Annotated in this window: 12 protein-coding genes; 4 read left to right on the plus strand and 8 right to left on the minus strand. The window is 53.7% G+C overall.

The annotated features are described in order from the left end of the window. Window positions 1-17: 17 nt before the first annotated feature. Window positions 18-260, minus strand: a complete 243-nt coding sequence (locus BMX00_RS03645; RefSeq protein WP_090827226.1) for a hypothetical protein — start codon at window positions 258-260, stop codon at window positions 18-20. A 218-nt stretch (window positions 261-478) separates the two neighbouring features. After that, window positions 479-733 carry a hypothetical protein gene (locus BMX00_RS14295; protein ID WP_143053036.1) on the minus strand — a complete coding sequence of 85 codons (255 nt, stop codon included), beginning with the start codon at window positions 731-733 and terminating at the stop codon, window positions 479-481. A 38-nt stretch (window positions 734-771) separates the two neighbouring features. Between BMX00_RS14295 and BMX00_RS03650 the strand changes: the two genes are divergently transcribed. Then, entirely contained in the window at window positions 772-1,404 is a 633-nt protein-coding gene (locus BMX00_RS03650; RefSeq protein WP_090827227.1) for a hypothetical protein, read from the plus strand. A gap of 97 nt (window positions 1,405-1,501) precedes the next feature. Here BMX00_RS03650 and BMX00_RS03655 read toward each other — a convergent pair whose 3' ends face one another. Together BMX00_RS03655 and BMX00_RS03660 are read right to left on the minus strand one after the other, a co-directional pair. Then, complete coding sequence (locus tag BMX00_RS03655) at window positions 1,502-3,001, minus strand: FAD-dependent oxidoreductase (protein WP_090827228.1); 1,500 nt, start codon at window positions 2,999-3,001, stop codon at window positions 1,502-1,504. Window positions 3,002-3,290: 289 nt separating this feature from the next. Further along, entirely contained in the window at window positions 3,291-3,716 is a 426-nt protein-coding gene (locus BMX00_RS03660) for a MarR family transcriptional regulator (RefSeq protein WP_245727648.1), read from the minus strand. Window positions 3,717-3,910: 194 nt separating this feature from the next. Between BMX00_RS03660 and BMX00_RS03665 the strand changes: the two genes are divergently transcribed. From BMX00_RS03665 to BMX00_RS14960, 3 genes are all read left to right on the plus strand, one after another. After that, window positions 3,911-4,939 carry a fatty acid desaturase gene (locus tag BMX00_RS03665; protein WP_090827230.1) on the plus strand — a complete coding sequence of 343 codons (1,029 nt, stop codon included), beginning with the start codon at window positions 3,911-3,913 and terminating at the stop codon, window positions 4,937-4,939. A 142-nt stretch (window positions 4,940-5,081) separates the two neighbouring features. Further along, the gene (locus tag BMX00_RS03670) at window positions 5,082-6,356 is read left to right on the plus strand and encodes an O-acetylhomoserine aminocarboxypropyltransferase/cysteine synthase family protein (protein ID WP_090827232.1); all 1,275 of its coding nucleotides are present in this window, start codon (window positions 5,082-5,084) and stop codon (window positions 6,354-6,356) included. Continuing rightward, entirely contained in the window at window positions 6,343-6,474 is a 132-nt protein-coding gene (locus BMX00_RS14960; RefSeq protein WP_281245892.1) for a hypothetical protein, read from the plus strand. The genes BMX00_RS03670 and BMX00_RS14960 overlap by 14 nt, the downstream gene beginning before the upstream one ends. 12 nt (window positions 6,475-6,486) lie before the next feature. Here the strand turns inward: BMX00_RS14960 and BMX00_RS03675 are convergent, their stop codons facing one another. The 4 genes from BMX00_RS03675 to BMX00_RS03690 all read right to left on the minus strand — a co-directional run bounded on the left by BMX00_RS03675 (window position 6,487) and on the right by BMX00_RS03690 (window position 13,460). Continuing rightward, the gene (locus BMX00_RS03675) at window positions 6,487-7,566 is read right to left on the minus strand and encodes a uroporphyrinogen decarboxylase/cobalamine-independent methonine synthase family protein (protein ID WP_090827234.1); all 1,080 of its coding nucleotides are present in this window, start codon (window positions 7,564-7,566) and stop codon (window positions 6,487-6,489) included. 328 nt (window positions 7,567-7,894) lie between these two features. Beyond that, the gene (locus tag BMX00_RS03680; RefSeq protein WP_245727650.1) at window positions 7,895-10,003 is read right to left on the minus strand and encodes a PAS domain-containing hybrid sensor histidine kinase/response regulator; all 2,109 of its coding nucleotides are present in this window, start codon (window positions 10,001-10,003) and stop codon (window positions 7,895-7,897) included. Between the two features lie 311 nt (window positions 10,004-10,314). After that, window positions 10,315-11,196, minus strand: coding sequence for an alpha/beta hydrolase (locus BMX00_RS03685; protein ID WP_090827236.1), 882 nt, complete (start codon window positions 11,194-11,196; stop codon window positions 10,315-10,317). Window positions 11,197-11,357: 161 nt separating this feature from the next. After that, complete coding sequence (locus tag BMX00_RS03690; protein ID WP_090827238.1) at window positions 11,358-13,460, minus strand: PAS domain-containing hybrid sensor histidine kinase/response regulator; 2,103 nt, start codon at window positions 13,458-13,460, stop codon at window positions 11,358-11,360. Between the last annotated feature and the right edge of the window lie 300 nt (window positions 13,461-13,760).

Raw genomic sequence — 13,760 nt, forward strand, 5'->3', positions numbered from 1 at the left:
AGCTTATTGTTAGCTCGCTATAGCAGGCTCTCATCCCGGTCGCCCACCGGTGCCGGCCGCGTGGCAAAGTATTGTCCTTCGGTATTGAAGCTGATCGGACCTTCATACCTGAACATATCCGACAGGGCCAGAAAATCACCGGCGGAAAGCGTTAGCTGGTGAGCTGTGCTGTCACCCTCCAGTTCATAGTAGAAATAGAATTGCTTGAGCTGAACATTGTATCCGAGGCTGTACCGTTCCACCGTCTTCCAGGCCATCATGTCGTTTCTTCCTTCTGGTTAAATGGTCTTGCCTGTTTGTGTCTGTTCGATCTGCCGGTTGCCGCAAGCCATTCAGAAACCGTTGTTTGCCCATTATTTAAATAGAGCATGTGGCAGCCATAATCAAGATATCTTGCTATTGAATGCGATGTTACCAGTTCAGTGTTCCTCTAAAGTTTATTTTCTAATTCTTTCCTGCACTGGGCGCGGGACTCCGGTCAGCCGGTAGCCGTTCTCGTCGGTCTGTCGAGCACCCAAATTTCACGTTGGCAGCTTGCCGGGTGGCTGCCAAAGCTGGCCGGGGCGAAACCGTCACGCTTGTGGAGTAGGGCAATTACAGGGGCGATCCTCATATTGAGAGGCAACATTGCACCCAGCCCACCTTGCGCCATGCGGATGGAGCGGTTGCAGTGTGAGGAATAAAGCAGTACGCTCAGCAGTTGCAACTCCGCGCAGAGGGTGCGTCCCGACACTTTCTGAGCCGAGCATTTCCGCTTGCCTGGAGCGTTTTATGAGTATCAGCCATCGCATCCTGCTAATTTTTGTACTCTCCCTGTCGTTGGGCGGATGCGCGACTCAGCCAATGTCATTTTTAGGCGCCTCATTTGCCCCGATATCATATACGGATATAAGGAAGCGGGACGTTCCGCTGCGGCTGAAGCTGACTGTCGAATTTCAGCGGAATGGCGAGCATTTCCCGAAAGGCGACGTTCCTTTGAAGGATTATGCCACGCGAATACTCAAGGACGCTGGCGTAATCAGCCCCGTCGAAGATCGGCAAGAAGGGGAGGTCAAGGTGGTGCTGAACAATATCGCGGACAGGGGCACGGTTGCCGCGGAACAATCCGGAGCAAGGCATCCTTTATGGATGATTGGAACGACCATTACCGACGCCTACGAGCTGTCGATTTTCATCACCAGCCAGGGGAAGACAATCGGGCGGACCGGCATCAGGCACGCGGTGCATACCGCGCTCGGCAACATAAGCATACCCGACTATATCCAAACCTTTCCTCATGACCAGGCTTTTGGAAAAGTCCTGGAACAGATGATCCTGCGCGGGTTGCAGAGTATGCAAAAGAGCGGAGAACTGGCGAAGCTGAATTCGCTGGGCGCTTACCATTTCGGCAAGCAAATCGGATAATGGTCGGGTGCCGATGGGCAGAGCATGGCGGAGCAAAGCATGCGGAGCAGGACGGGCGACGTCCGTCGAGTGCATAACACCCCAATCCGCTTGGCTGTTACTGTCCTGGCAGAAACCGGCGTTGCAGCGGCTCGGTCGCAGGTCCTTCGATCACCGTCCCGTCGGGCGCGAAGCGGCTTCCGTGGCAGGGGCAATCCCAGCTCGTTTCCACGCCGTTCCAATGAACTTTGCACTTCATGTGGGTGCATACCGGCGAGACCGCGAACAATGAGCCGGTGGGGTCTCTGTATGCGGCGAGGGTTTCATTTTCGAACTCAACGATTGCGCCCTCGCCCGAAGTAAGTTGCGAGAGCGGAATAGTCTTCCGGTCGGTCACATAGTCTTTGATCAGCGACTTTATTACCGTGATGTTTTCCTCGACCATACCCTTGGCGCCTCTTACCGGCTGGAAGCGGCTCGCCTTCACCATGGGTGCGAACACATTGTCGCGGCCGGCGATCTCGTCGGCGATAAGCGATGCGGCAACCGTTCCATAGGTCAGACCATCGGTTTCAAAACCGGTGGCAATGAAGCAATCGGTCGTGTCCCGGCCAATGTAGGGCAAGCCATCGGCGGGACTGTAATTCTGGGCAGACCACCGCAGCTCCACCTCGCGTATATCGAGATGCGCGCGCGCCGCCGTTTCGAGCCGGTCAAAGCTGATATCGGTGTCTTCCTGCCCCGTCTTATGTTCTTCGCCTACGCAAACCAGGAAGTTCGCATCATCGGTATCCACAGTACGCACCGAGAGCCGGTCCACGCCACTGCCCCAGAAGATTCCGGCAGGGAAAGAATCCTTGGATACGCGCGTGGCCAGTCCGTATTCACGGTTTACCACCATTTCCGCCTGCACAAGGTGGAAGCCCTTGGGCGTATGCGTCGCAAATACGATTTCCTTGGCTGTTACCTTGCCACTGGCGGTCCGCACGAGGCGCTGGTCGGTATCCACATCGAGCACCGTCGAGTTTTCAAAGATACGGCAGCCGTGGCTCGCAGCCTGGCGGGCGAGCCCGCGGACATAAGCTTGCGGGTGAAACTGAGCCTGGTTGTCCAGGACCAGCACCCGGCCATGCGGCGCCGGAAAAGGGGGAGGAAGCGTATTTTCGAGACGCACCAATAAACCTGCCTTGAGCGATCCTTGATATTCCGTGCCCACGCGTTCCTGCGCATCGTCGGAGGTCGCATAGCGGTATAACGGACAGCGCCGGAAGCCACAGGCGATATCATGTTTATGAACGCGGTGCTCAATCTGCTCCAGTGCGGAACGCCGTGCAGTGCTTACCGCGTGTGCAACGTCCTGGCCCCACCGGTCGACAATACGGTGAATGCCTCGGCTGATGGTTTCATAAAGATTTCCCGTCGAGTTGCCCGTGCTGCCGAAACCCAGATCGCGGGCTTCCAACAGTACCGCCGAGGTGCCTTGCTCGGCCAGATTCAACGCCAGCGTAACCCCGGTGATACCCCCTCCCACAATCACCACATCGGTGGTGATCTCTTCCTGCAGCATGGGAAAACCAGCTTCGGGCGCGGTGGCGCGCCAGACAGAAATTGTATTCATGATCTGTTCCTTTATTGTTCAGAACTTCTGAAGTTACCGAAGCACCACCCCCTGACGCCTGGGCCGCCGCTTTCAGTGCCTATAACCACCTTCCACCCGGCCGGATCCATATCAACGAATGAATACTCCCATCAGGAAGGAGGGGAGGTGGAGAGTGGCGACTGATCGGTATTTTTGGGTTTCTACAGGAATCGTTCTGTACGCTACGGCACACAGCTAGGAACAACGATTTTGTTGTTAGCAAAGAACGTTGCTGAAGGGTCTGCCAGGCGGGCTGCTAGGTAGCCTGCTACGTAGCCTGGTCGGGATCCGGCGCGGGAAAAGCTTCGAACACCGAAATGGAATAATCCAGAAAACGCTCGATTTTTCGCTTAAGCCCGGAGGACATCGTAATCCGCTTTGAACGCAGGTCTTCCGGGTCTGTGTGCTCGATGAGTAAACCGTGGTCGATTGCAATCTGAACGTATTTGATGGCGGTCCGCTGACTGACATTCGGCATGAGCTGGTGCAGTTCGGACTTGTGGAAGATGTGGTTGTGCTTCAACCACATCTGGGTGAACAGGTCGTAATAGTTCAGATCGTGGAAGAGCTTGTCCCCGAGAATGTCCATCCAATACCGATCCGTACGATTGATCAATTGAACGAACTGGCAGCGTCTCGCGTTGGACTGCCGCTGAGGTATGTCTACGTCTGTATTTCTGCCTTTCGCTCGCATTTTACGGATTAAATTACCGCCGAGGGCGGTCAGGAAATTAATATACTTTATTACATGTAATTTTACATGTAGAATTACGCCTAATAAACGGTGATGCTGAGCTGCTTATACTGAATTTGAGTTGGCCATTGCTGAGTTGTTCATTGCTGAATTCCTTTTCCGGTGATCATAATCATAAAGAGGAGCTAGAAAGAATGCGAGATATTATCGTTAGATTTGAGAACGGGTTCCGCCACAAAGGCAGTCTGCATCCCATCACTTTAGCTCTGCTTTACTGCCAATTGGTTTATTTTGGCGGGGCGGTGCTCATTCTGTCCCTGAATCCGATTTTCATGATGGTGGGCACGCTTGCAATGGCTCATGGCATGGTAATAGCCGCCTACATGATCCACGATTGCGGACACAATACCCTGTTCAAGTCGCCGCGTCACAATGCCATGCTGGGCAAGACGTTAAACTGGCTTACCGGTGGCTGTTATGGAACTTATGAGGAGCTGCGCGCCAACCACATGAAACATCACGTGGATAATGCGGATGTCACTATACTTGACTATAGAGGCTACCTTGCGCGACTCCCGGTTCAACGCAAAATCGTGGAGGTATTGGAGTGGCTATATGTACCAGTTGTAGAGTTTCTCATGCATGGGGCGCTCATCCTGTCGCCCTTTATTTTTAAGGAAAAAAAGGAACAGCGGCTGCGGGTTATCAGGATAATCATGATCAGATTCAGCCTGCTCGCGGTTGTACTCCTCTATTCGGCAGCGGCATACGCGTGCTACCTTCTGGCCTGCGGAATCTTCCTGACTGTTTTACGCTTCATGGATGCGCTACAACACAACTACGGCATTATCCTGGCACCCAACGGCTCTGGTCTGAAGTACAGGGGCGACCGGCGCTATGAGCAATCTCATACATTCAGTAATCCGGTTTCAATCAGATACCCATGGTTAAATCTTGTTACGCTCAATTTCGGCTATCACAATGCCCATCATGCAAGGCCTACAGCGCCCTGGCATGAGTTACCGGGGCTGCATAAAGCGCTGTATGGTGACCAGGCAGGGTTCGTCATCCCGTTTAACAAGCAATTATCAAGTTTTCATAAGGGACGGGTAGCGCGCATATTCGGCGATCCGAGCGAAATGCAAGGAAACCGGTTTGCGCAACGCCTTCAAGACGGCGGCGCGGTAGGCGTTAGCGGTGTATCTTTTCTGACACCGCTTTGAAAAACGAAAAAATCAATCTCGACAAGTTTTTCAGAGACCCTAATTCGATTAGTCGAGTCGCGCAACTTTTTTTGCGAAAAAAAATATACTGCGGCGAAATTTTTTATTTTCAGGCCCCTTTAACTAAAACACAGGAGGACTTATGAAACTAGAATCGCTTGCATTGCATCACGGATACACATCTGAGGCTACGACACGCGCTGCGGCAGTGCCCATTTATCAGACGACGTCATATACTTTCGATAATACCCAGCACGGCGCCGATCTGTTCGATCTGAAAGTGCCCGGCAACATCTATACGCGCATCATGAATCCCACCAATGCTGTGCTTGAGCTGCGCGTCGCGGAGATGGAGGGCGGGGTCGGCGCGCTGGCTGTTGCCTCCGGTATGGCGGCAGTTACCTATGCCATTCAGTGCATAACCGCTGTTGGTGAGAATGTCGTGAGCACCAGCCAGCTTTATGGCGGCACGTACAACCTGTTCGCTCACAGCTTTCCACGGCAAGGCATCGATGTGCGCATGGTATCGCATGATGATTATGAGGGCATCGCGCAAAATATTGATGAGAAGACACGGGCGATTTTCTGCGAATCGATCGGCAACCCGGCTGGAAATATCGTCGATCTCGAAAAGCTGGCTGGCATTGCCCATGAACATGGCGTGCCGCTTATTGTTGATAGTACCGTTTCCACGCCGTATCTATGCCAGCCGTTCAAGCTCGGCGCCGACATTGTCGTGCATTCGCTGACAAAGTATATCGGCGGCCATGGAACGACGATTGGAGGCATGATCGTTGATTCGGGGAAATTCGACTGGATAAAATACAAGGAGCGTTTCCCCCTGTTGAATGAGCCCGATCCCTCGTATCACGGCGTGGTTTATACGGAAGCGTTTGGAAATGCCGCTTTTATCGGCCGCTGCCGCGTCGTGCCGCTGCGCAACACCGGCGCGGCGCTATCTCCGCATAGCGCATTTCTAATATTGCAAGGGTTGGAAACGCTGGGCTTGAGGATGGAGCGGCATTGCGAAAATGCATTGAAAGTTGCTCAATACCTTGAGCAGCATTCCAAAGTGGAATGGGTCAATTACGCCGGCTTGCCGAGCAGCAAGTACCATGACCTGTGCAATAGAATAAGCAGGGGAAAGGCCTCGGGTATATTGAGCTTTAGCATCCGAGGTGGGATCAAATCCGGCACCCAATTTATCGATGCGCTGAAGATGATCCTGCGTTTGGTCAATACCGGCGATGCTAAATCGCTGGCCTGTCATCCCGCATCCACGACGCACAGGCAGTTGAGCCCTGATGAATTAAAAGCTTCAGGGGTGACCGAGGGTCTTGTCAGGATATCGGTAGGTATCGAACATATCGACGACATCATTGATGATATCGCCCAGGCGCTTGATGCAGTTGATTGAACTAACCCGGCATTTACTCGCCTGGCATGAGCGGGGCGACATCCCGGCCAAGCGCAAGCTGAAGTTCAGCATTTGTTACGCATCGATGCAACTTCAGCCCATTGCGCTAGCCGAGTAGCAGAGTCCTCTTTCAGGCTGTGCTTGCCAATTCCTCGCTTGTCCCCAGTATAATCTTCGATGCGAGCGCAGTGCCGAGCACTCGAGCCCGTATCTTTTCAAATGCGGTGTCACGGCTTGTGGAAATATCATCGCAGAAAGGCGAGAAGCCACAATCGTCTGTTGTGCCCAATTGGTCGAGGGGGATGTATTCGGCTGCTTCGAGAATCTGGTCCCGTATTTCTTCCGGACTTTCTATGCGTGGGTTGATCGGGGCAGTAACCCCGATAAAAATACGCTGGTCCGGCTTCATGTGGGCTCGTATGATCTTCAGCACGCGCGTACGATCCTGTTCGCCAGCGAGCGCGATATAAAAGTTCCTCGCTTTCAAATGGAAGAGGCTCGGTAACAGTTCCCCATAATCCACATCGGCGCTATGCGTCGAATCGCGGTCGGCGCCCGGGCAAGTGTGCACTCCGATCCACGCAAGCTCTTCCTGGCTGAAACGCGACAGCGCCAGGTTATTCAGATCGATAAAACTATTAAGAAGCCCGCCGCTGGGATCGAGCTTTATTGCCAGTCGACCCTCCGTGAAATCTATCTGAACTTTATGCGCGCCCTTATCGAGGCAGCGGCGAACCTCGGTTTCGTGTTCCCGCAGCAGGTCATCGATAAACTCCGCGCGCGAGTAGCCGGGAATCTCCTCCGCCGGATACATGAGGCTCAACGCGGAGGGCGAGATAACAGCCTGCTTGATAGGTACCTTTGAGTACCGCATCGCGATATCCATATAGTGATCCGCGTAGACGCGATAGCGAAACGGTCCGGACGTCAGCTTTGGCATGCGGCGTTGATGACCCATAAAAGGAATTGTGAAACCATTGGGAGCCGTATTGGCGAGCCCATCTACGCTGTAAGTCCAGAAATTGTGGTATTTCTTTTGTTCGCCGTCGGTAATAACCGGCGAGCCGGTGGCTTCGAATCTTTCAACGGTGTCACGTATGGCGAGTTCATAAAGACTATCCAGCTTGGGGTCCAGTGGGTTCCGTGCAAGCGCCTCGATCAACTCGAGAGGGCGGGGAATGCTACCGATGGGTTCAGTTGGTATCAACATGTCAGGCCTCCTCTCGTCGTGAAATAATTAGGGTTGAAATGGATTTCAATCACCATTCAAACGCCAGAGTAAAAACGAGTGACAAATTATATGCTACTCATATATATAAGGGCTGCTGCTGAGGTTTCAAGACAGCGATCGTCCTCAGCCGCCTGTCTGAAACAAAATGCCGAAGACGTATTGGGAAGCTTCTGCCGAGCGACTAGATAGAGGCGAGAAGGGACGTTTCCGGGAAGGGCAGCACAGGAGCCAAGCTACAGGGCCAGGCGAACGAATTGCGGAATATTTGTGTACTAGTATATTTCAATTATACGTGTACTAGTATATTTCAATTATTCGTGTTTGTGTATCCTCGCGTCAAAGTTCTGATTGTGGCAATCAACTCGTGCGATTCGACGGGTTTGGAAAGATGTCTTTGGTAGCCCGCTATCGATGTCTTCATCTTATCTTCAGGACGAACAAACGCGGTGAGCGCGATAGCCGGTATTTTTCCGCCGCAGTTTGCGGCGAGTGCCCTGACTTCGCGAATGAGCTGGTAGCCATCCTTACCCGGCATGCCAATATCGCTTATTATGATATCCAGCTTATTGCGTTTTATGATCTCCAGCCCTTCGTCAGCACTGGCGGCGCAGACCACCTCCGCTTCAGATGTTGTCAGCACTTCATGAATGAGTCCGCGGGAATCCTCCTGGTCATCGATGACGAGAATTCTAACGCCGGGAAGGGTAATCTGCTCGCCGTCCTTGGGGGACGATCTGGAGGATGCGAGGCGCAGGTGAGTCTTGGGTTCAGCAATGGCGGCGACAGGAAGGCTTACAATAAATGAAGCCCCCTTGCCCGCCCCAGCGCTTTCAGCATGAACCGTCCCCCCATGAAGTCCCACGAGCTGCTTGACAATGGCGAGCCCGAGGCCGAGGCCTCCATACTGCCGGGTGAGGGAAGAGTCCGCCTGGCGGAACCGGTCAAAAATATAGGGCAGAAACTCCGGTTGAATACCCGCCCCCGAGTCCTTCACCGTGAGTTCCAAACGGGACGCGATGCGCTCGACTATAATATCGACCTTCCCATTCTTGGGTGTGAACTTGACTGCGTTGGACAAAAGATTCCAGGCTATCTGCTGGAGCCGATGGTTATCGCCGAGGATCAGCCCAGCGGTGGGATCAATCAATTTTATCAGGCTGATCCCTTTGGCTTGTGCTGCCGGGGCTATTGACTCGACAGCCGCCTCGACCACATGAGCGAGGTCCAATCGCTGCACGTCCAGCCTGACCTTGCCGGAGATGATGCTGCTCATTTCGAGCAGATCCGCGATAAGCTGGTTCTGCGCTCGGGCGTTTCTTTCTATGGTTTCCAAAGCTCTTTGGACGCCTTCCGGCTTCATCGTACCCTGCAAGACAAGTTGCGACCACCCAAGAATGGCGTTAAGCGGGGTCCTGAGCTCGTGAGATAAGGTTGCGAGGAATTCATCCTTGAGCTGGCTGGCCCGCTCGGCTTCGGCACGGGCGATCCGCTCGCTCTCAAGGAGCTGCTTCCTCTCTTCATCCGCCCGTTTTATTGCATCAATATCAATACTGGACCCTACCCACATCGATATATGACCGTTGGCGTCGCGCTTGGCCTGTGCCCGGGTCAGATGCCAGCGATACTTGCCGTCAACATGCCGGATTCGGTTTTCCGTCTGGAACAACTCGCCCGCCGCCACACAACGGCGCCAGTGCGCAAGGGTTCCATCGATATCATCCGGATGGATGAGTTTCATCCATTCCCCGCCCATTAACTGCTCAAAGGTAAGACCGGTATAGTCTGCCCACTGCTGGTTAAAATAATCGCCCGTACCATCGGCCTGAGCGGTAAAAATCTTGAAAGGAAGCGCCTCGGCCATGAAGCGCAACCGGTCACTGCTTTCCTGTACAGCTTGCTCAGCGCGCCGCCGTGCCGTGATATCCCTGAAGCTCCAGACGCGGCCTATATGCTGGCCCTCGACATGTTGCTTCTTGGAAAAGCGTTCCAACACCGTTCCATCGAGAAGCTCCAGCATGTCATAGGTATCGGTTGGCCAGGATGCATAAATTTCGGCGGATCTGTCCAGGAACTTCTGCGGCTCTTTCATTTGTTTGCAGCAGAACTTCAACAGTTGCCAATGCTCGCGGAAATTGGCTGTCTCGCGAGGGATCTGCCACATTTGCATATACCGTTCGTTGAAACGAAGTACAGTGCCATCCTCGTCGGTCACCAGAATGCCATCGGCGGTGGCTTCTATCGTCGCGCGCAGGATAGACAGAGAGTGATCAAGCTGCCTCGTCTTTTCCTCCAGCTCCTTCTTGGCTTGTTTAAGCTCATGCTCGGCGCGCAGCCTCGCCTGGAGAATAACGCGCGAGGTTTGCAAGGCAACAGAGCGGAGAAGCGTCTCTTCGTTATCGTCTATCATTGCCATCATTCATGTACCCCTTTATGATCGCCCGTGAAACGAGGCAAACAGCAAGCATCTGCAGTCACCCACAAAGTATAAACTCATTCTTGAGGAAATAGCAGCGCGTCGAAAATGAACAGCTAGCGAAAACAGTACACATGCTCGGAAAAAACGCAGGTACAGTTTCCCGCTCCGGCTTGCCTGGGCATGAGCCATGGCGTTATCCATACGGCTCGTCCCCCCCGATGTTCAACAGTTCACGGGGTTTGGCAATATTCCCGTGGAATATCAATGGAATATCGTTGAAGACGAGGAATATATCTTGCTGGAGCAGTGCATCAAGGCTGCTTGTGCAAATACCACCCCAGAAAATCCGATATCCGATTCTCATACTCCTTGCCCGCATAGGTATGCATGTTGAAGTGGCCACCGCCGGGAACGATCCATATTTCTTTTGGCCGCCGCGCGGCATCAAATAGCCGCTGGGTTTCAGCTACTGGTGTATGGCGATCATCTGTTCCGGAGACCAGCATGAGGGGCGCGTTGAGATCGCCTATTCGATTGATGGGGTTCAACTCCTCGGGAGAGATATTCAGACGCAGCGATATCTGGAACAGCAGAAGCGGTGCGAGCATCGGGCCTAAACGGCCAAGGTGAAGCCTCAACCGATTTTCGACCGCTTCCCGAATGGTGGGGTGGAGCGATTCGAGCACCACGGCATCCAGCCTTAAGGGGTGTTTCGCGAGCACAATGGCGGCTGCCCCTAGCGAAACGCCGATGGCTCCAATGCGTTCGCCGGGGAACGTGTTCCGCAGATAGTCTATCGCAGCCTCCACATTTTCCGCTTCGCGTGCGCCGAAAGTGATCCGATCTCCCGGCGTCTCGCCATGTGCCTGAAGATCGATGAGGAGCGCCCCATACCCCTGCTCGTTCAGGAATCTTGCACGGCTCAGCATCTCCACGCGGTTGCTGCGGATCGAATGCACGAGCAGGACCATTCCGCGACCACGTACGCCGCGCGTCAGCCACCCGTGTATGTTTGCATCGGCATCTCGCCCATCAGAATTAACCGGAATCCGTACCGGCTCAACCGGCAAATCGGTCGATAGCGTATTGACTGCTGTGGGGACGCTGCCTGATAAAAGCTCACCCACGCCAAGCGCCGCAAGCAATAGTGCCGCGATGAAGGAAAACAAACCGATCAGAATCCAGCGGCGCATTCGCAATATTGACGAACTGATTGGAGAACCGGCTATGTTGCCACGTGGGCGGGATGGTCCGCTGGGGGAATGTATCAGCAGTAGTTGCCGATGGCCAGACCGAGAATGTAGACCTCCACCCGGTGCCAGTTTACCAGCGACTGGATAAAATTTTGTGTCTATTACGCAGAATGCCTTTTCCATCCGGTCAAATTCGCGACGGCGGCTACCAGTTCGTGCGACTGGACAGGCTTCGACAGATGCATCTGATAGCCGGCAAGCATGGCTTTCGTCCGGTCTTCGGAGTGCGCTAACGCGGTCAACGCAATAGCGGGGGTTTTCCCCCCCTGAGTTGCAGGAAAACTTCTTACTTCGCGTATGAGCTGAAAGCCATCTCTTTCGGGCATGCCAATGTCGCTGATCATCACATCCGGTTTCTCCTTCACCAGGATTTCCAGCGCTTCGTCGGCATTGGCGGCAGTCATTACAATCGCCTCGCATTGCGTAAGAACTTCCTTGATGAGTCTGCGAGCGTCCTGCTCGTCATCAACAACGAGCACCTTTATCCCGGACAGCATAAAGTGCTCGTTATCCGCTGCGAGTGGCTCCGCCAGAGTATGACCGCGGTCTTTTCTGTCACCGATGGGCGCGAGCGGGAGGGTCATGACAAATGACGCACCCTTGCCCTCGCCTTCGCTTTCCGCGCGAACGGTTCCTCCGTGGAGATACACAAGTTGTTTCACCATGGCCAGTCCCAAGCCGAGGCCGCCATGGTTCCGGGTAAGGGAAGAATCCTCCTGGCGAAAGCGGTCGAAAACATGCGGCAGGAATTCAGGCTTGATACCCAAACCCGAATCTTTGATCGTGACCTCAAGGTGTGAAGAGACGCGCTCGACGACAATATCGATACTGCCCTCTTTCGGGGTAAATTTAACTGCGTTGGAGAGCAGGTTCCAGATTATCTGCTGGAGCCGGTTGTTATCGCCTGAAACCAACCCTGCCGCAAGGTCAATTTTTTTCCGAATATGAATCCCCTTGGCTTCCGCAGCCGGGGTTACGGACTCGACCGCCGCTTCGGCGATACTGGCCAGATCCAACCGCTGAACATTTAGCCTGACTTTCCCCGAAATGATGCTGCTCATTTCGAGGAGATCCTCTATCAGCTTATTTTGTGCATGAGCATTTCGCGCAATGATCTCCAATCCCCGCTGGATATGCTCCTTACTCATGGTTCCCTGGAGGATGAGCTGTGACCACCCAAGGATCGCGTTGAGGGGAGTCCTGAGCTCATGCGAAAGTGTCGCCAGAAATTCATCCTTTAACTGGCTGGCACGCTCAGCCTCATTCCTGGCGTCACGTTCGTTTTCGAGAAATTGTCTCCGCTCCTCGTCCGCCCGCTTTATGGTATCGATATCAATGTTCGAACCTACCCATGTTGATATATTGCCCTTGCTGTCCCGTTTAGCCCAGGCCCGCATCAAATGCCAACGGTACTCCCCGTTAGCCTGCCGGAAGCGGCATTCCATCTGAAAAGGCTCTCCCGTGTTCAGCGAATGGCGCCATTGCCTGATCGTTTCATCGGCTTCATCCGAATGGATGAGCTTCGTCCACTCCCATCCATGCATCTGCTCGGGAGCCAGCCCGGCATAATCCCTCCACTGCTGATTGAAGTAATCCAGTGCTCCGTCCGGCCGGGCGGTGAATATTTTCTGTGGCATTACTTCAGCCATAAAGCACAGGCGCTCGTCGCTTTCCCGTACGGCTTCTTCGGCATGCCTACGTGCTGTGATGTCCCGAAAATTCCAGACGCGTCCTATGCTCTGCCCATCGCTGGAGTGAATTTGAGATATGCGCTCGAACACCCTGCCATCGACAAGCTCCAGTAGATCGTAACTGTCCGGTGGCCAGTCCGCGTAAATCTTAGTCGTCCGATCCAGGAACTGCTGCGGAGCCGCAAGATACCGGCAACAGAGATTCAGCAGTTGTTGATGTCGTCTCGCATCGGTCTCCCGGTCAATAGCCCACATGCTCAGGTAGCGCTCATTGAAGTGAAGCACCTGGCCTTCTTTATCGGTTACCAGAATTCCATCGGCCGTTGCTTCAATTGTCGCGCGCAGGATCAATAGGGAGCGATGGAGCTGCCGTGTCTCTTCCACGGTACCGTTCGTCGGAACTGATTCACGCTCCACGTGCTTGCGTGCCAGGGAGCCGGTACTGAAATCTTGGGAATCGTGGGAATCCTGGGGGGCAACCGAACGCAGCAATTTTTCCTCATTATCCTTCATTATGGCTACCTTAAATTCATCAAATCACGCAACAGCATGTTTGCCGGGCCGAAGAAACAACTTGCGCCCCAATATAAATAAGACCGCGAATTGCAGTTCCTGGCACAACTACATACCCGCCGGACAGCACCACAGTTTCTCTGAAATATTCGTATTCCATCATGATGTTTTATTCCAGCCCCTTTCTTCTATTCGGTTGCGCACAGAACGCCACAGAACGCTTGGGGGAACCTCTGTCGCGCCGCATGGAACTTATTCAGAGGTTCCTGATCAAGACAGGGCGCTGGAAAAAGTTATTCT

It is taken from the genome of Nitrosovibrio tenuis, from assembly GCF_900109785.1.
Lineage (GTDB): Bacteria > Pseudomonadota > Gammaproteobacteria > Burkholderiales > Nitrosomonadaceae > Nitrosospira > Nitrosospira tenuis_A.